This window comes from Youngimonas ophiurae (nom. illeg.) (genome assembly GCF_049803795.1).
Taxonomy (GTDB): domain Bacteria; phylum Pseudomonadota; class Alphaproteobacteria; order Rhodobacterales; family Rhodobacteraceae; genus Thalassobius.
Window position 1 is genome coordinate 520,595 of sequence record NZ_JBNAGJ010000002.1, and the last position, 17,718, is coordinate 538,312.

The window sequence follows — 17,718 nt, forward strand, 5'->3', positions numbered from 1 at the left end:
ATAATGCGGGGCTGCGATCCCGCAGGTTATTGTTCTTTGACATCTGCAGGTGTGATGATCACGTTGCGTGAAACAACGAACCTGCCCGACATGTAGAAGGACTTGTTCGTTTCGTTCCGCGCGTTTTCACCGCGCCCGTTGTCGATCGGGTTGACGATCTCGACCATCTCATCGGTCGCGGCGCTGATCTCATATCGGTACACGCCATCCAGAACGGTATCGCCGCTCAGACGGAAAACCGGCGTGCCGGTTTCTGCAGTGATGGTTTCAATTTTTCCATTGGGAAATACCACAACCATCTGGGCCTTTTTCAGACCCGTCCAGTTTTCGAACCAAATCGCGTTCGAGTTATGCTGCTGAACCGGCTCAGGAGGTGCCGCAAAAACAGCGCCGGCCGTACCGATCGCAAAAATGACGCCCAAAATACCGGATTTAATCGTCATAATTCAATGACCTCCTTTAAAGTGATTCAACAAAATGGCTTCTAATGGCCGAGATTGACGTAATGTTAACCTATTAGCTAAAATTTTCCAAACCAATTGGTAAATAATTCGAAAAACCGAATATTTAAGCTTAATGCTTTGCTTGTAAATAGGCCATGGCCTTCTCTTGTGCCTCGTCAATCTGACTGGGCAGCAGATTTCGTGATAGCTGTGCGTTCACCGCCTGAATCTGCGCGTCGCCCGACGCGCTGGCCAGCACCAGCCACATATGCCCCAATACATAGTCCTGAGGTACGCCCAGACCGCTGAAATACATCCATCCCAGGTTCGCCATGGCGCTGCTCAGACCGGATTTTGCGGCTTCCTCCATCAGGCGCGCAGCAAGGCGCTGATCTTCGAACGGAACCGTCCGGGGCTGCAACAGCAGCCAGGCCAGCTGAAACTGCGCGATGGGGTCTCGGGCCTGGGCAGACCTTTGCAAAATCTCCTGGGCCTCGGGGGTCATGACAGGCGGCGCCAGCCGCGGATCATAAAGCGGCAGAGCAATCTGTTCCCCGGTCTCTTTGCGCCCCCCCATGCGATAGAGCTCATGGGCCCTGGTTTCGTCCCGTTCTACTCCGAACCCGTTTTCATACATGACGCCAAGGTTCGTCATCGCGGTATGAAGCCCCTGCTCGGCGGCCAGCTGAAACAGCTGCGCGGCATGTTCATAGTCCTGCTCAACACCGTCGCCGCGCACGTAAAGCAGCCCCAGATTGTTCTGAGCCCGCGCCAGTCCGGCATCTGCGGGCCCTTCATACAAAGCACGCGCCCGTTCTAAATCCTGAGGCACGCCCTGACCGTTCTGATACAGAACCCCCAGGCTGGTCTGCGCCTCAAGATGGCCCTGATCTGCCGCCAGCAGATAGACCTGCGCGGCCTGTGTCTCCATGCCCATGGTCTGCAACGCCGTGGCATAATCGAACTGATACCCGGCATCGCCGCTCTCTGCCGCGCGGGCAAACCAGGTCAGCGCGGCTTGAGTATCCTGCGCAGTGCCCAGCCCTTCGAATAAATGCTGCGCCAGCCTGTTCTGGGCCGCCGGATGGCCCTGATCTGCCGCCTTGGCGTACCATTCGGCCGCTTGCGCATAGTTCTGCAACACACCTTCGCCCGTCTGGTATTGCAGACCCTTCTGGTACATGGATTCGGCATCATTTGCGGCCTGCGCCTGCGCGCACAGCGGCAGCGCCAGACACAAGACAAGCAGAATACGCGACAGATTCATTCGCGCCCTGCCTCCTGAGCGCTGTCCAGACCGGCCTTGCGGGCCGCCTGAAAATAAGCGCGCGTCAGCGCCTGAGCCTCGGCCACCTGTTCCGGGGTTAGCAAATCATTCAGGACATCGCGCTTCTGCGCGGCCTCGGTATGGCCGCTTGTGGCAGCGATATTCATCCAGGAATGCGCGCGAACATAGTCCTGTTCAATCCCGTTGCCGGTCGTCCGCATCAGGCCCAGCTGGTATTGAGCATCAATCCCGCCCTTCTGCGCGGCCGATTGCAAAAACGCCACGGCGTCGGTGGCCCGGCCTTGCTTCGTCAGCCAGATCCCATACGTGGCTTGTGCCGGGCGCAGTCCCGCTTTGGCTTGGCCATGGACCCAGTCCAACGCGGCGGAATCGCCATTGTCAGCCGCCGCCATCGCCCAGGGCACCGCCAGATGCGGAGGTGCCAACCCCTCTAGCGTCCCTGCCCCAGCCATCTTGCCCAGATGCACCGCCGCCGCCTGATCGCCCTGCTGCAACGCCCGGCGATACAATGTGACGGCATCGGCCAAATTCACCGTACCAAGCTGGCCGGTCTCTAACATCCGCCCCATCGCCGTGGTTGCCAGGCCATAACTGTGCTGCGAGGCCGCATGGAACATGTCCCAGGCCTGTTTCGCATCCGCCGGAATGCCGAAATCCCCACGAAAGGCCGTTCCCATCAGGTAATATGCCACCCCATCGCCGGCTTTGGCGGCGGATTGCAGCCAGCGGACCGCTTCGGCTTCGTTTGCCTCGGTCCCGTCGCCTTGCAGGTATTTTTTACCCAAAAAGCGCTGCGCAATGACATGCCCGGACTCTGCCGCGCGCCGTAGCCACCCCAAAGCCGCCCTGCGATCCAATGGCGCGCCCTGCCCCTGATCCATCGCCATAGCCAGAAAGAACTGCGCATTCGCATGCCCCCCATCTGCTGCCATGCTAAGCCAGCGCAGGGCCTGGGGCGTGTTTTTAGGCGTTCCGAAACCTTCGGCATACGCATTCGCCAGCTCATATTGCGATTCAATATAGCCCTGCTCGGCCGAGGCCAGCAGCCAGTTGAACGCCTGAGTCAGATCCTTGGGCAGGCCCTCGCCCTGCTTATACAGCAGCGCCAGATAGTATTGCGCTTCGGCCTCGCCTCGGGTGGCGGCCTTGTTCAGTAAAACCGCCGCCTGCTCGGTATCACGCGCAGGGCCGTTCGGCATCTGGCTTAGGTAGATACGGGCCAGCAAAGTGGCGGCTTTCACATCATTGCCATCTGCCGCGCGCTGTAACCATTCAACGGCCCCCGGAACATCCACGGGACCGCCCCGGCCTTCCAGCAGCACGCGCCCGTAACGATAATGCGCCAGCGGGCGATCCGTCTGTTCGGCCAGTTGTTTCAGCCCCTCACGGACAGTGATGAAATCGCCACGCTGCCAGGCTTGTTCAATCGCGGACATCTCAGGTAAATCCTGAGCCACCAACAACTGAGAGCTAAAGGTCAGCGCAGCCAGCGCAGCGGCGCCTGGCCGCAAGAAGGATCGTAGCCGAAACATAATTCAATCTGTCCAAAAAACTGCGGATAATCTTTGGTGTTCGCGCCGTCACCCTAGGCGGATCGGATTGAAAATTCAACGACTCAGAGCGGCACTGCCAGAACACGCGCCAGCCACAAGGCGCCCGCCGATCCGCATAGGGCGGCCCCAAACGGAAGCGCGCGCAGGGCCAGCGGCTTTGTCCCCCGAGAACGCGCCAGCACGCGCGGCACAAGCGCAACGGCCAGGGCGCAGGAGGCGGCAATCAGCACCAACAGAGGGAGGTCTCTTACCCCGCTCCAGGCCCCCAGCCCGGCCATAAGCTTCACATCCCCCAGGCCCAGGCCCTCGCGCCCGCGCAGCGCCCGGTATCCCCAGCGCAAAGCGGCAAAGCTGCCCGCCCCCGCCAATGCACCAGTCAAACCCGCCTGCATCCCGATCCCGCCGGGCATAACCGCAATGACCAGAGCCACGACAAACGCACATAACGTCAGCGGATCGGGCAGACGAAACCGAGTCAGATCGCACATCGCCAAGGCCAGCAGCAGCCAAAGCCACACGGCCCAAACCCAGGCCAGCCCGGCCGACGGTGCCGCCATCGCGGCCAGAACAGCCCCCCCCGTGGCCGCAATTTCCAGATACAGAACCCAGGGCGCGATCCCCCCTGCGCAATGCCGGCACGCCCCTCTTAGCCACAGATAGGAAACCACCGGAATCAGATCCCGAAACGCCAGCCGGGTGCCGCACCGACGGCAGGCAGATCGCCCCCAGACAACATCCTGTCCGCGCGGCAGCCGATCCACCAGCACCCCCAGGAACGACCCCACAAAGGGGCCGCACATCACCAGCAGCAAAAGGATCGGGTCAGTCAGTTGCATCCGCCGCAGTTTTGACCTGCCCCCCCGCTTTTGTCCATTGCCCGCAAGCCGCGGCTTGCGTTAGGCATCAGTAGACAGCGCGCGCGACTTCTCTTTATCATGCGGGCGCAGCAACAGGATTTTTCTATGACCCAAGCCGATTTACCCCCTCATTCCGAAAAAGACGCCGGTTTCTCTTTGCTTGAACTGATGGTTGTCGTGGTTATTCTTTCGGTGCTGGCGCTGGTGATCGTGCCGCGTGTCATCGACCGCCCCGATCAGGCTCGCGCCGCCCGAGCCCAGGCCGATATCGCCGCCATTGCCAGTGCCGTGCAGCTGTATCGCCTGGACAATTTCCGCTATCCCACGTCCGAACAGGGGCTGTCTGCGCTGGTCACCCGGCCCGGCTCAGATCCGGTGCCCGCGAACTGGTCGCAATATATGGATCGGCTGCCGGTTGACCCCTGGGGCCAGCCTTATCAATACCTTACTCCCGGCGTACACGGAGATTTCGACATCTTCACCTATGGTGCGGACGCGTCCCCCGGCGGGGATGGCGCGAATGCGGATATCGGATCATGGAGCGCCAAGTAACCCGCATTCCAGCCCCGCGCGGGTTCACTCTGATCGAGCTGATGGTCGCCGTCGCGGTTCTGGCGGTTCTGTCTGTCGGGGCAACGCTGGCGCTTGGCCGATCGGACGGGCCGGGGGCCTCGGCGCAGTCTCTGTTTCAGCAGGCCCATCGGAATTTGCGCACCCTGGCCATCACCGGGCAGCAGATCCGCGGCCTGCGGGTCGAGCCGCGCGGCATGTTCCCCGCCAGCCACACCCCCGACGGCTGGAAGATCGCCGAGACACGCGTCACCTGGGACGGTCAGGTGGTGCTAAGCATCCTCCGGAACCATCGCTACGGCCCCGCCAGCGCCCCGCAAATCCTGTATTTACCATCGGGGCAAAGCACCCCGTTCACCATCCAATTCCCCAGCGGAATCCAGTGCCGCAATGACGGCTGGAGCACCCTGACATGCGACGGATGAAGCGCATGAAACGTCAGCGCGGGCTGACTTTGCTTGAACTGGTGGTGGCCATTGCGGTTCTGTCCATTGGCAGTCTGGCGGCGCTGCGCAGTTCCGATCAGGCCCGCGCCGCCATCGGCGCCGAGCTGCCCCGCCTGCTGGCCGACACCGCCGCACGAAACCGCGCGCAAGAGCTGCAACTGCTGGGCCCCTTTGCCAACCTGCCAAGCGTCGTAAAAATCGGCCCCATGGACATCACTCTTAGTCAAACACGTCAGCGCACCCAGGCCGGGCTGGTCAAGACCACGCTCTTGGCTCAGACACCTTCGGGGCAGAAATCGGGGCTGACGCTCTATCTGCCGCCGGACATCCCAGGGGCATTCAGATGAGCCGCCTGCGCCATACGCGCGGGCTGACCCTGATCGAGCTGGTCGCCGCCATGGCCATTTTCGCGCTGGTCGCCGTGATGGGTGCCCAGGCCCTGTCTGCGATGCTGCGTCAACGCGACGGCCTGCTGGATCGCTCGGACCGGATGCAGGAAATCTCGGTGGCGATCAGCCTGATCCGCGCTGATCTGAATGCCGCCGTGCCCATGCTGTTTTTCCCACCCGAGCGCGCGCCGCCCCGCTCGGCTGCGGCGGAAACACTGGATGGCTTTGCGCTGTCCATCGGCGGGCAAAACGGGCTGAATCTGAATGATCCGCCGCGAATGCACCGGGTTTCATACCGGCTGGATCGTCATACCCGGCAGCTGTGGCGCACCGTCTGGCCCACCTTGATTCCGGCCTATCGGAATGCGCAATTCCCCGAAGTTCTGCTGCTCGAAGGGGTATCGGACATGCAGATACGCAGCCATTGGGGGCAGGCCGGGTGGAAACCGGGGCTAAGCGGAACGGGCGATTTCGGGCTCGGCGCGGGCGGGCCGGATTCAGATGGCGGGGCGCCCGTGCCACAGCTGTATTCCAGCTCTTTGCCTCGGGCTATCGAGATCACCCTGCATCTTGACGGTATCGGCCCCGTTCCCCTGCTGGAGACCCTGCAATGAACCCCGGCACGCGCGGATTTGTTCTGGTGAACGCCCTGATCCTGGTGGCTGCTCTGACAACGATTGCAGTGCTGCTGCTGGCGCGGGCCGAAACCGGGCGCGCGCAGCTTAGCCAAAGCCGCGCGACGGCTCAGATCACGCTGAATCTGGACGCGTTCGAGTCCCTGGCCATCCAGATCCTCAGCCAGTCCGCGGACGGAGGCCCCGACCACCTTGAGCGCATCTGGGCCAAAACCGCCTATGACGTTCCGCTTGAACGTGGGCGCGTCGCTGGCCGGATTGCGGATTTGCAGGGGCGCTTTAACGTCAACTGGCTGAACGATCCTGAAAACGGGGCCGCGCAGGCGGCGTTTGACCGGCTACTCGATGGGCTGAGCGTGTCCGAACAAGACGGCAAAACCCTGCGCGCCTTACTGCAAAACGGAGGGCCGTCTGACCGGGGGGCTTTCTTGCGGCTCGATCCGCCACAAGACCCGGTTGGCGGGGCCCTGCTGATGATCCGGCAACTGGACAGGATGCCTGGTCTCTCGGATCGTGGCCGCGAACTGCTGCGCCCCTATCTGACCGCCCTGCCAGGGGGCAGCAAGCTGAACCCGAATACGGCCGACCCAAAGGTTCTGGCGGCTTTTCTTCCGAATCTCAGCGCCCCTGCCATTGATCAACTTCTTGCCGAACGCCGCGAACGGCCTTTCGCATCGGTTCAGTCCTTCATGGTCGCCGTCGGCCTGGCCACCGCAGACGAGACGGATTCAGGCGATTCAGAGACTGATACAGACCCTGAGCAGATACGAGAAAACCAGCTAGAGGTCAGCTCGGAATGGTTTGGCCTTGAGATTACGGCCAGCGTGGATGGCCAGCACGCAAGCCGCCAGGTACTGCTGAACCGCAAGGGCGTTCCTGCTGCGCTGACGGTCATTTGGCGCCTGACCTCGCGGCCTTAGCGGGATTGCACAATTCGCCCCCAGCCGTCACAATCGCCCAAAGCCTGAACCCAAAGAGCCCGCATTGCCCACCCAACCCGCCGATCATTCAACGCCGTCCTTTGTTCGTCTGGACGCCAAGCAGCCGCCAAACGCGCAGCAGATCGTACTGGTGTCGGGGCTGGACGTGCCGCTGATCCGGCTCGATCTGCCGGCCGGTCTGCGCGGTATCGCGCGCGAACAAGTGGCCCGACGGCAATTATCGGATCGGCTGGGGCTGGACATGTCGGCAGTGCAGATGCGTCCCTTTGCAGCCGCGAACGGTGCCGACGATTGGAACCGCGTTCTGATCACCGACCCGGCACATCTGGCCCAATGGAAACAGACCTCGGCACGCGCTGTTTTGCCCGACTATCTGTCACTGCCCTGTGCGGCGCAGATCTGGTGCCTGGATACGGATGAAACAGGCTCTGTTCTTGCCCGATTAGGCCCTCAGGATGGGTTTTCAGCGCGGCCCGCGATGCTGCTTTCGATGCTTGAAAGCGCCCTGCAAGAGACCGAAGAGAAGCCTCTTGCCATACATCTTTTATCGCCATTGGCCGATGCGGAAATCTGGGCTCGCGAACAGGGCCTGCCAGTCACGCGCACGGAAAAAGAGCTGGCCGCGCTGGACCTGCCCTTACCCGGTGTGCTGACCCATAACGAGCTGTCAGCCGATTTGCGCGCGGATCCGATGGCGGCCAGATCCCGCCTGGCGGCACGCGTTCTGCCGTGGCGGTGGCCGCTTTTGGCCGGCACTCTGGCCGCGGTCCTGTTCGGCGCGGTTCAGCAGCTTCAGACCAACAAACTGACAACCGACACCGCCCGGATCAATGCCCAAACCCAGGCGCAGATCCAGACGGCTTTTCCGAACCTTGGGCCCCTGCTGGATATTCGCCTTCAGGTGACGCGTGCTTTGGCCGATCTTCAGTCGAAGGCCAGGCCCGAAACCCGCAAGGATCCGATCGAGCTGACCCGCCTGGTCGCGCAGGCCACCCATACATTCGGAACGATCCCCGAGCAGCTTTCCTATACGGAAAACGATGGCATTGTGCTGGCCCTGCGGCTACCGGATTTCGCCACAATAGAGCGACTGGCCGAAGCGCTGCGATCTGCCGGTTTGACCGCCGAGGTCACGGATTCTCGCGCCTCGACCGATACGGACGGTGTGCGCGCCGAATACCGCATTCAAATGCAGGAGGCTCGGGAATGAGCAATCGTCTGATCGACCTTCTGCTCTCGCTTAGCCCCCGCGAACGGCTGCTGATCGGCGTGGTGACGTTTTTCATATTGCCGCTGGCGGTGGTGTTCGGGCTGCTGCTGCCGATGGTCGAGACACGAAAACAGGCGGAACAGGCTCATATTCAGGCTCTGGCATTGCAGTCCTGGGTGCGGGATCGCGCTAACCAGGCCGCCACGCTGACGCCCGCCCCGTCGCAACGCGTTGGCCCGCCGCTGGGTCTGGCCGGGCTTGAACAGAGCCTGATCCAGGCGAATCTACGCGAGGACGTTACCGCGCTCAGCGCGCGTGGAAATGACGGGATTGCGCTAACCTTTGACCAGGTGGATTTTCTGCGCTTCACAACCTGGCTGGCCGGGCAACATCCGCAATGGGGCTATGTGCTGGACAGCTACCGGATAGAGGCCACCGAAACAGCCAGCGTGATCTCGGTCACGCTGATCCTGTCGCCGCGCTGAATTACAGCCGTTTCAAGCGCGCCTGAATGGCCGCACGCCGCCCGGCAAGCGACCCCAAAGGATCCAGATCGGGATGGGTTTTCACGACCTCGGACAGGGCTTTTTCGGCTGCGGTTAACAGCCCTTTCCCCGATTTCGCATCCCCCTTTTGCAGCATGGTCAGCCCCAGTTCATGCTGAGCCGTCCCCTGCACGGACAAGGCCGCCGCGCGATCCTGCCCTTTTTGGTTCTCCGCCAGATCCGAGGCCAGCCGCGCGGCTTCGGCATAGTTTCCGGCCCGCAATTCGCTGTGGGCATATTCCAGTTGCAGACGAGGCCGCAGGGGTCCGGCCGTTTGCATGAGCTGACCATAGGCGCGGCTGGCGCGCGCGTAATGGCCGCTCTCCAGCGCATCGCGCGCAACGACATATTGCTTTTGAAATCCGCCCTGACCGTTCGTTGGCGCGTCACAGCTGCCCAGCAAAAGCACGATGCCACCCGCAATCGCGAGTTTGGAAAAAGAGATTGCCTGCATTGTCTGCTCGTATCATTTTTATTTGATTGCTAGGATCATAGCACAATCCCAGATGGGCGTCTATCATCGCCCGTATTCCCCGTGTCAAGGCAGGAGACCTCATGCGGCTGTTGGCAGCGATCATCACCCTGGCATTGCTGGGAACGGCCGGCCTGGCCGGGCACGCATTATGGGTGATGTCGGGCATGGCGGGGCCGCAGGCGCGCTCTGTTCTGCTCAGCGCGCCCAAGATGCCAAACCGCGCCAGACAGGCTGATCCCGAGCAGGGCGCCCCAGAGTCCAGCGCCCCGATTGTTGCGCGCCATTGGCCCCCGCTATTCGGCGAGCCCCAGCCCCCCGCGCCGCCGCAGGCACAGCCCTCCGCCCCCACGCAAACAGCCGCGCCGCCCAAGCCTCCGCTCGAAAGTCTCGGGTACACGCTGAACGGCGTGGTGCAGACAGATACCGGCGTCTGGGCCATGGTGGGGCATCCCGCCGGGGGCCGTCTGCTGCGCAAGGGTGACAACCTGGAGCCGGGCATCATCGTTACCCGCATTGACGCCAGAGGGCTGTGGGTTTCGCGCTACGATGACCCGCCCGAGCTGCTGGCCTTTCCTGAGAAACCGCTACAATAGGGTCTGAAACAGGCTCTAACCTGCCACAACTGCCTGTAGATCGAAGATCGGTAACAGGACCGCCAGCACAATCACCAGCACCATGCCACCGACCAGCATCATCAGCATCGGCTCTAGCAGGGCCGCGATGCGTTTGCGTTCCGTAGACAGGCGATGCTCGACCAGGGCAGCGGCGCGTTCGGTCATCGGTGCCAGCCGGACCGAGGCCTCGCCCGCCGCGATCAGCTGCCGCGCAACCGGGGGCAGAAAGCTCAGCCGGTCCAGCGCGCGTGACAGGGTTTCGCCCTGCCGGACGGCGGTGGACACCTGGGTGCCTTCCTGACGAAAAGGCTTGATGGTCAGAACCTCTACGGCGCTGTCCACGGCGCTAAGCACCGCATGACGACTGCCCAAAATCAACGCCAAGGTGCGCATATATTGCACCGAAACCGCCAACCGGGTCAGCCGCCCCAGCACGGGCAGGCGCAGAACGATCCGGTCTCGGGCATCGCGCAGCCGCGGAACTCGGGGGGTCAGGATGGCCAGCACGACCAGCCCGGCCAGCACAATCGCAATCCCCAGCCAATGCGCCCGGATCCAATCCGAAACCGCCAGCACATTGCGCGTCAACGCAGGCAGAGGCCGCCCGGACATCTCGAACATGGCCACGATCTCGGGGGCGACATTCACCATCAGGATACCGCAGACCAATATGGACACCGCCGCCACAAAGGCCGGATAAACCAGCGCGGTTGAGATTTGCGCCTTATCGGTGCCCAGCTGTTCCAGGTGGTCCGCCAGCTCATTGAAAACCGAGGCCGTTTCGCCCGCAGCCTCGCCCGCCTTCAGCGCCGCCAGATAGTAGGGCGCGAACCCCGCGCCGGTACGTTCAAGCGACTCAGACAGGGGGGCACCGTCCATCACCCCGGCCCGAGCCTGCGCGGCCACCGCATCCAGCGCGGGATGACCGCCGGTTCGGACGGCCTCAAGCGCGGCCTCTACGGGCAGTTCAGCCGCCAGCAGCACCGCCATCTGCCGGGTAAAAACCGCTTGCAGATCCGCCGACAGGCGCACTTTGCGGGTCAGGGTCAAACCCCGCGCGGCTTTCTCTCTGGCTTCGGAAATCTGCGAGACGAACAGCTCTTGGCGCGCCAGCTGAAGCGAGGCGTCTGCCTCGGTTTCCGCAACAATAGTGCCGCTTTTACGTTTCCCCGAGGCCGTATAGGCCGTGTAGGCATAGGCTCTCATGCGACGTCCCCGACAACGCGCAGGGTTTCCGTCAGGCTGACGGCCCCCGTGGCCGCAACACCCAGCCCCTGACCGATCAGCGTCTCACCCGCAGCCAGAGCCTGAGCGCGCAGTTCGGTTTCGGTGGCACCCGCGTCAATCGCCCCGCGCAGCGCGTCATCAACCTCGACCATCTCAAAGATACCCATCCGCCCGGCATGGCCCGAGCCACCGCATGACGCACAGCCCATCGGTTCGTACAGCTGATCCGGCACAGGCAGACCATGGCGGACAAATCGCGCGGCCTCCTCGGAGGTGGGGGCGTGGGGGCGCTTGCACTCAGGGCACAGCTTGCGCAGCAGACGCTGAGCAATCACCCCGCGCAGCGTGGCCGCGATCAGAAAGTTATCCAACCCCAGATCCCGCAAGCGCACAATCGCCCCGACCGAGCTGTTCGCGTGCAGCGAGGAAAATACCAAATGCCCGGTCAGCGCCGATTGCGTGGCAACCTGCGCGGTTTCGGGGTCACGAATCTCGCCCACCAGAATGACATCGGGATCCTGGCGCAGGGTCGCGCGCAGGCCGGCGGCGAAGGTCATGCCGATCTCAGCGTTGATCTGAGATTGGCTGACGCCGGGCAGGTCATATTCAATCGGGTCTTCGATCGTGACGATGTTGCGCTCGTCCCGATTGGCCAGCTGCAACAGGGAATACAGCGTCGTCGTTTTACCGGCCCCCGTTGGCCCCGTCGCCAGAATGATCCCGTTGGGCAATGCCGCCAGCCGCGCCAGCACCGTTTGCTGCGCCTCGGACAAGCCAAGCGCGGGCAACGGCATCAACCCGGTAGAGCGATCCAGAATCCGCAGCACGATCCTTTCGCCATAATGCCCCGGCAAAGAGGACACCCGCGTATCAATCACCCGCCCGCCCATGGCCAGCGGGATGCGGCCATCCTGCGGCAGGCGCGTTTCGGCAATGTCCAGCCCGGCCATCACCTTTAACCGGGACACAATCCGTTTCACCGGCACATCGCTGCGATCCAGAATTTCCTGCAAATAGCCATCCACACGCATCCGCACGCGCAGGCCCTTCTCGTGCGGCTCGAAATGCAGATCCGAGGCCCCGTTCTGCACCGCGCGCCGCAGCAGCCGGTTCACCAGCTGGATCACAGGCGCATCGCCCGGATCCTCCAGCAGGTCACGCTGGCGGGCGCTGGCGGGGGTTTCCTCCAGCTCGAACAGAACACCGTCTTCGGGTTTGTCGCCCTCGTCGCTGGTATCATAGGCCCGCGCCAGAGCCTGAGCGAACCCAGGCTCGTCCAGCCGGGAGACCTCGGTCAGATCGTGGCCCAGGCGCCTTTGTGCCTCGCGCAGGCCAACCTGCGTGGCGCCCGGCCCCAGAATAACCTGCCCGCCCGCGATCACCACCTGCTGATCCCGCGCGAAAATGAAGGGCAGCCTAGCGTCCTTCAAACCGGAGCCGGCTGGGGAGAGGGGGAAAGTTTCTGCTTTGTGCGACGTCATCAATAAAACCGGCGTCAAAGGGTTGGTTCAGATCGGCCCCGTCAAAGGGCAGGCCACCCCCAGATGTACGCGGAAACGTCTTATCGTCCAATGGCTGGATTGCGGCGGCGGCCTGTTTGGCCTCGCGCGCGATCTGACGCGACAGTTTGCGGGCCTCGGCCTCTGAGTTCACCACCTGCGGGCGCAGCAGCACCAACAGAACGCGCTGGTTCTTGCTGGCGTTCTTGGCGCGGAACAGCCCGCCAACCAACGGCAGCTTGGACAGGCCGGGCACCCTCTGCTTGGTGGACCCGGCGCCGTTTTCCAGCAATCCACCCAGCATGATCACATTGCCATCACGCACCAGAACCGTCGTGGACAGCGCCCGTTTCGAGGTAATTTCCCCCCCGGCTGAGGATTCCGAGCTGGTCAGGTTCGAGACCTCTTGCTTGATCTCCATCTTCACGGTGCGATCCGCGTTGATCTGAGGGGTCACATTCAGGGTCAGGCCCACGTCCTGCCGCTCGATCGTCTGGAACGGGTTTTCCACCGCACTTTCGCTGACGGTTGAGTACGATCCAGTGACGAAGGGCACGTTTTGCGCCACGACGATCTCGGCCTCTTTGTTGTTCAGCGTCATGATCGAGGGCGTGGACAGCAGGCGCGTGCTCTGGGTCGAGGCGATGGCCGTCAACAGCCCCGCCACCCCGCGATCCCCCTGATCAGGCACCCCGGCCAGCACACCCCCCGCGCCAACATCCAGCGATTGCCCGTTCAGAACCGAGCTAACCAGATTGGTCAGGCTGGGCCGCCCTTGCAGGGAAAACTGCGCGCCGCCGATCACCGCGTTGTTCAAAATGCCCGCGAATTGCACCGACAGATCTGAGAACCCGGTCACCGACATTTCAAAGATCACGGCCTCGACCAGCACCTGTTTGGGGCGTTGATCCAGATAGCGCACCATCTGCAGAATATCCTGCATCCGGTCCTGCGGCGCGGTGATCAGCAGGGTATTCGTCTGCGGTTCGGGGACGATACGGATGGTGCCCTGGGTCTGCTCGCCCTCATTGTTCAGCGCGCGCAGCACCACATCGGCCATGCTGGCGGCCTCGGCATAGTTCAGGCTGATGGCGGTGCTGGCCACATTGTTCTGCTGCGTGTCCAGACGCGAGGCCAGCACACGGATTTTCTCGCGCAGGGCATCGGGCCCCGAGACCACCAGCGCGTTTGACCGGCGATCCACCGACAGCGCCGCGCCTTCGGGCAGGATGTCCATCGCGGTGATGACCTGAGACACCTCGGTTGCGTTCGCATTGCGCAGGCGGATCATCTGAATGGGCTCATCGCGGGGCTGGTCCAAACGGCGGATCAGCGCCTCGATCCGGCGGAAATTCTGCCCGCGATCCGACAGGATAATCAAGGAGGTTCCCGGCACCGGCGTCATCACGGCCTCGGCGGGCAGCAGGGGGCGCACCACCTCGACCACCTCGTTGACCGGGGCGTGTTTCAACTGGATGACGCGGCTTTCATAAGCGCCGGCTCCACCCTGGGAATCGGGCCCCGAGGACAATTCGCGCGCGACGCTCATGCGGACGATCCGATCCGCGCCTGTTCCTTCGATTAGGGTCAGACGGTTCAGCTCCAGCACGGTCAGGAACACTTCGTAGAGCTCGGCCTCGGTCATTTCATCGGGGGCCAGCACCGTCACGCGGCCCCGGATTTCGGGGTCCAGAACGAACCGGCGCCCGGTTGCCTCGGATACGATTTCTACGAAAGCTTTCAGATCCGCATCGCGCAAATTCACGACCACCTGAGCCTGCGCGCCGACGGGCGCAAAAAACGAAACAGGCCCGATCCCAAACGTCAGGATCAGCCCCATTACGGCCAGAAACGGCCGAATCGCGGAACGGTAAGTCATAACCTGCTCTCTAACCTATGAGCCGTCGGGCCGCCTGTTGCCTGCGATCCCCGCCCTGCCTGTTTTGCCACAGCATACAAATTTCGGCGCAAAATGGCAGGGTTTTCTTTGACCGAACGGAAACTGTGGCACGCGCGCATCTTTGCAACCGCAAAAGAGGCGCGCGATTTTGCGCCAGGCCCCGGTTCGGGCGGCGCAGCGGATTAGTGATGCGGATCCTTACCCAGGGCAATCTGCATGTGGTGGGCCTGATGATGCGCACCGATGGTCATGACGCCAAAGAAGCCAAGCCCCTGGACGCGGGCGCGCTCTTGATCGGTTTCGACGGTGATCCGCATGATGGCTCCGTCTGGCGACGGTTCGGCAGCCACGGCCCAGCCCGAGGCCATCTCCAGCATCGGCGAATGCGCCAGCACCATACGTCTGACCGCAGCCGCCACATTTCCTGTACCGCTGATGGTGAATTCCACAAGGCGGCCTTCGGTCTGGCTGCGTACAGTTGCCTGTGTCGTAACCAGATCCATATCCACCAAATGATCGCGCAGGGCCTGAATGTTGACTTTGCTCCAGTCGGTCCGGGGATCCTGGGACAGGATTTGCACGATCTCCGACAGGGCGGCAAAGGCGGACTGCCCCGTTTCACTGGGCCCGCCCGAGCCATGGTGCATATGCTGGGCCGTGGCAGGAAGGGCTGCAAACGCGAGGAAAGCGCAAAGGGTCACTCTGATCATGGGGTCTCCGATCTTGCGGTTGGGGGTGGCGGCTTGCTACACCTCTGGCACAGAATGCAATATGACTGAGATCACATGCTGCCCGCTCCGTTCAACGCATTGGACAAAAAATCCCTGTCCCAAACGGTCTATGAGACCGGAGACCATGTGTTCCGACAAGGCGACCCGGCCAAGGGTATCTTTTTCGTTCTGTCCGGTGCCGTCTGCCTGACCCGCGTCACAGAATCCGGCAATGCCGTCACGATTTTCAACGCGCACTCCGGAGACATGTTCGCCGAGGCCTCTCTCTATTCGGATTGCTATCATTGCGATGCGATGTGCACGGTTCCGTCCAGGGTTATTCGGGTTGCCAAACAGGCCATCGTATCGCGGCAACGCGAGGATTCCGCCTTTTCCGACGCGATCACCAAACGGCTGGCGGCGCAGGTACAAAGCTACCGCCAACTGTTGACGCTGCACGCGGTGAAATCAGCGCATGAACGTGTCCTGCTGGCGGTGGAACTGGGCAAGCTGACTGGCTCGGTCACGCAATTCGCCAGCCAGATCGGACTGACCAAAGAGGCCTGCTATCGGGCACTCAGAGACCTGTCCGATCGTGGATTGCTGATAAAAACCGGGCGCGGGCGCTATGTTCCGGCACCGCGCGGTAAGGGCCGCCTGCCTTAGTCATGCACAGGATTGCGGCTGGCATGGATCTGCTGCACGCGGGCGGGCCAGGTGGATCGGATATAGGCCAGAATGTCCCAGATTTCCTCGTTGCGCAGGGTGTCGCCAAACCCCGGCATCCCGCTTGCCACGCCAGTGACACCACGCGCGGCCAGCGCCTGAGCCCCGCCGAACCGGGTGTAGTCGAACAGAAGCTGATTGTCGTGATGCCAGGTGTGCCCGGTCTCATCATGAGGCGGCGCAGGCAGAACGCCATTTTCGTCGGGCGAGCGCCAGTCGGGTTGCCCCTCAAGGTTGGCGCCATGGCAGGAGGCACAGTTTTCGGCATAGAGCACCCGGCCATTGGCCAGATCCCGGCCCTCTAGTTCGTGACCGGCGCTTGCACTGGTCGCGATACTACATGCGGCGATGATCAGAATGCGTTTCATGTGACCTGAACCCATGTTTTCATACCTGCTGCCTGATGACCCAGCATATGACAATGCAGCAGCCATTTACCGGGGTTATCGAACACGCAGACGATATCGCGGCTCTCGCCTGCGTCCACAAGCGTTGTGTCCCGCAAAGCGCCCAATGTGCCGTCGGTTTCGACCTCAAAGAAGTGATGCCCGTGCAGATGGATACCATGCGGGAAACGGGTATCGTTCACCAGGCGAATACGCGCGGTTTGCCCTCGTTCGAAGGCATGAAACGGGGTGTCTGTCAGGCCAGATTGACCGTTGAACGCCCAGATATTGCCTCCCATCATGCCCTGCATCATGCGGCGGCTCATGGCGCCGCCTTCCATGCTAAGCGTCAGGGAAACCGCGTTGTCCATGTCTGGCTGCGCCATCTCGTTTGGTGGCAAGGCGGAAATCTCAGAGGCTTGCCGCATGGAATTCACCCCCTCAACCGGGATTTCGCCCAGCAGATAGGGGCCATCCTGCGTTCGAAAGACAAAGGCGATAGGGTCGGCTGACACGACATCTGCAATAATGTCCGCGCGTTGCGCCGGGGCCAGGACGAGACCGGACAATTCCTGTGGACGGCCAAGCGGCATTCCATCCAGGGCAACCACCTTGCCATCAATGCCTTCCAGCTCAACCGGGAAAATCCGATCTGTCGCGACGTTGATCAGCCGCAGACGCAGGCGATCTCCCCGGCGGGCGGGCGTGCTCGGCACAATCAGCGCGCGGGCGAAATTGCCAAGCCGCCCCTGATGCGCCTGATCGTGCCTGTTGTCGAAATCATCGGCCAGCGTTCCGCTGTCGGTCATGCGCCAGTCGTCAATCATGACGATCAGATCGTGATCCACATCGGGGGGCGTTTGTTCCTCGACGATCAGCGGACCATAGAGCCCCCTGGCAACCTGTTCCCAGGACCGATTATGCGCGTGATACCAGAATGTCCCCGCATCGGGCGCGCGAAAACGGTATGCGAATGCGTCACCCGCGCTGACAACGCCCTGGGTCATCCCCGGCACGCCATCCATCGTGTTGTCAATGCGCAGCCCGTGCCAATGCACCGCCGAGCCCTGGCCGATCTGGTTCAGGAACCGGATGTCAAATGACTCGCCCTGGCGGGCCCGCAAAACCGGGCCCGGTGTGCTGCCGTTGAAGCCCAGCATCGGAGTGGCTGGCGCGCCGTCGGGCAGAATCTGCGCCGTGACCGGCTGCGCAACCAGTTGGGTTGGGGCCGACGCAAGCGCAATACGCGGGGTCAATGCCGCCGCGCTGGTTGTGATCAGGAAGTCTCGCCTGTTCATGGGATA

The 17,718-nt window shown here is 62.4% G+C and carries 20 protein-coding genes; 9 read left to right on the plus strand and 11 right to left on the minus strand.

What is annotated here, in order from left to right:
- Positions 1-26: 26 nt before the first annotated feature.
- From ACP15O_RS06950 to ACP15O_RS06965, 4 genes are all read right to left on the minus strand, one after another.
- Entirely contained in the window at positions 27-443 is a 417-nt protein-coding gene (locus ACP15O_RS06950; protein WP_425095324.1) for a hypothetical protein, read from the minus strand.
- 130 nt (positions 444-573) lie between these two features.
- Complete coding sequence (locus ACP15O_RS06955) at positions 574-1,710, minus strand: SEL1-like repeat protein (protein WP_425095325.1); 1,137 nt, start codon at positions 1,708-1,710, stop codon at positions 574-576.
- Positions 1,707-3,167, minus strand: coding sequence for a tetratricopeptide repeat protein (locus tag ACP15O_RS06960; RefSeq protein WP_425095326.1), 1,461 nt, complete (start codon positions 3,165-3,167; stop codon positions 1,707-1,709). The genes ACP15O_RS06955 and ACP15O_RS06960 overlap by 4 nt, the downstream gene beginning before the upstream one ends.
- 179 nt (positions 3,168-3,346) lie before the next feature.
- Positions 3,347-4,120, minus strand: a complete 774-nt coding sequence (locus tag ACP15O_RS06965) for a prepilin peptidase (RefSeq protein WP_425095327.1) — start codon at positions 4,118-4,120, stop codon at positions 3,347-3,349.
- Positions 4,121-4,246: 126 nt separating this feature from the next.
- Here ACP15O_RS06965 and gspG point away from each other — a divergent pair, with 126 nt between their 5' ends.
- From gspG to gspM, 7 genes are all read left to right on the plus strand, one after another.
- On the plus strand, positions 4,247-4,693 hold the full coding sequence (gene gspG / locus ACP15O_RS06970) for a type II secretion system major pseudopilin GspG (protein WP_425095328.1): 447 nt from the start codon (positions 4,247-4,249) through the stop codon (positions 4,691-4,693).
- The gene (locus tag ACP15O_RS06975; RefSeq protein WP_425095329.1) at positions 4,678-5,136 is read left to right on the plus strand and encodes a type II secretion system protein; all 459 of its coding nucleotides are present in this window, start codon (positions 4,678-4,680) and stop codon (positions 5,134-5,136) included. The genes gspG and ACP15O_RS06975 overlap by 16 nt, the downstream gene beginning before the upstream one ends.
- 5 nt (positions 5,137-5,141) lie before the next feature.
- The gene (locus tag ACP15O_RS06980; RefSeq protein WP_425095330.1) at positions 5,142-5,504 is read left to right on the plus strand and encodes a type IV pilus modification PilV family protein; all 363 of its coding nucleotides are present in this window, start codon (positions 5,142-5,144) and stop codon (positions 5,502-5,504) included.
- Complete coding sequence (locus ACP15O_RS06985; protein ID WP_425095331.1) at positions 5,501-6,160, plus strand: type II secretion system protein GspJ; 660 nt, start codon at positions 5,501-5,503, stop codon at positions 6,158-6,160. Before ACP15O_RS06980 ends, ACP15O_RS06985 begins: the two co-directional genes overlap by 4 nt.
- Complete coding sequence (gspK, locus tag ACP15O_RS06990) at positions 6,157-7,101, plus strand: type II secretion system minor pseudopilin GspK (RefSeq protein WP_425095332.1); 945 nt, start codon at positions 6,157-6,159, stop codon at positions 7,099-7,101. The genes ACP15O_RS06985 and gspK overlap by 4 nt, the downstream gene beginning before the upstream one ends.
- Positions 7,102-7,165: 64 nt before the next feature.
- Positions 7,166-8,332: a type II secretion system protein GspL gene (gene gspL / locus ACP15O_RS06995; protein WP_425095333.1), complete on the plus strand. Its 1,167-nt coding sequence runs from the start codon at positions 7,166-7,168 to the stop codon at positions 8,330-8,332.
- Positions 8,329-8,817 (plus strand): type II secretion system protein GspM, encoded by a 489-nt coding sequence (gene gspM, locus ACP15O_RS07000; RefSeq protein WP_425095334.1) that lies wholly within the window; start codon positions 8,329-8,331, stop codon positions 8,815-8,817. The genes gspL and gspM overlap by 4 nt, the downstream gene beginning before the upstream one ends.
- Before the next feature lies 1 nt (position 8,818).
- On the opposite strand, the gene ACP15O_RS07005 is transcribed toward gspM, so the two are convergent.
- Positions 8,819-9,331, minus strand: a complete 513-nt coding sequence (locus ACP15O_RS07005; RefSeq protein WP_425095335.1) for a tetratricopeptide repeat protein — start codon at positions 9,329-9,331, stop codon at positions 8,819-8,821.
- Between the two features lie 101 nt (positions 9,332-9,432).
- Here ACP15O_RS07005 and ACP15O_RS07010 point away from each other — a divergent pair, with 101 nt between their 5' ends.
- Entirely contained in the window at positions 9,433-9,945 is a 513-nt protein-coding gene (locus ACP15O_RS07010) for a hypothetical protein (protein ID WP_425095336.1), read from the plus strand.
- Between the two features lie 15 nt (positions 9,946-9,960).
- On the opposite strand, the gene ACP15O_RS07015 is transcribed toward ACP15O_RS07010, so the two are convergent.
- The 4 genes from ACP15O_RS07015 to ACP15O_RS07030 all read right to left on the minus strand — a co-directional run bounded on the left by ACP15O_RS07015 (position 9,961) and on the right by ACP15O_RS07030 (position 15,302).
- Positions 9,961-11,172: a type II secretion system F family protein gene (locus ACP15O_RS07015; RefSeq protein WP_425095337.1), complete on the minus strand. Its 1,212-nt coding sequence runs from the start codon at positions 11,170-11,172 to the stop codon at positions 9,961-9,963.
- A complete protein-coding gene (locus ACP15O_RS07020) occupies positions 11,169-12,623 on the minus strand; it encodes a GspE/PulE family protein (protein ID WP_425095338.1) in 1,455 nt (484 codons plus the stop codon). The genes ACP15O_RS07015 and ACP15O_RS07020 overlap by 4 nt, the downstream gene beginning before the upstream one ends.
- The gene (locus tag ACP15O_RS07025; protein WP_425095339.1) at positions 12,610-14,571 is read right to left on the minus strand and encodes a secretin N-terminal domain-containing protein; all 1,962 of its coding nucleotides are present in this window, start codon (positions 14,569-14,571) and stop codon (positions 12,610-12,612) included. The genes ACP15O_RS07020 and ACP15O_RS07025 overlap by 14 nt, the downstream gene beginning before the upstream one ends.
- A gap of 203 nt (positions 14,572-14,774) precedes the next feature.
- Positions 14,775-15,302: a hypothetical protein gene (locus tag ACP15O_RS07030; protein ID WP_425095340.1), complete on the minus strand. Its 528-nt coding sequence runs from the start codon at positions 15,300-15,302 to the stop codon at positions 14,775-14,777.
- Between the two features lie 75 nt (positions 15,303-15,377).
- Here ACP15O_RS07030 and ACP15O_RS07035 point away from each other — a divergent pair, with 75 nt between their 5' ends.
- On the plus strand, positions 15,378-15,968 hold the full coding sequence (locus ACP15O_RS07035) for a Crp/Fnr family transcriptional regulator (protein WP_425095342.1): 591 nt from the start codon (positions 15,378-15,380) through the stop codon (positions 15,966-15,968).
- On the opposite strand, the gene ACP15O_RS07040 is transcribed toward ACP15O_RS07035, so the two are convergent.
- The gene (locus tag ACP15O_RS07040) at positions 15,965-16,396 is read right to left on the minus strand and encodes a c-type cytochrome (protein WP_425095343.1); all 432 of its coding nucleotides are present in this window, start codon (positions 16,394-16,396) and stop codon (positions 15,965-15,967) included. The genes ACP15O_RS07035 and ACP15O_RS07040 overlap by 4 nt on opposite strands.
- Positions 16,393-17,712, minus strand: coding sequence for a multicopper oxidase family protein (locus ACP15O_RS07045; RefSeq protein WP_425095344.1), 1,320 nt, complete (start codon positions 17,710-17,712; stop codon positions 16,393-16,395). The genes ACP15O_RS07040 and ACP15O_RS07045 overlap by 4 nt, the downstream gene beginning before the upstream one ends.
- Between the last annotated feature and the right edge of the window lie 6 nt (positions 17,713-17,718).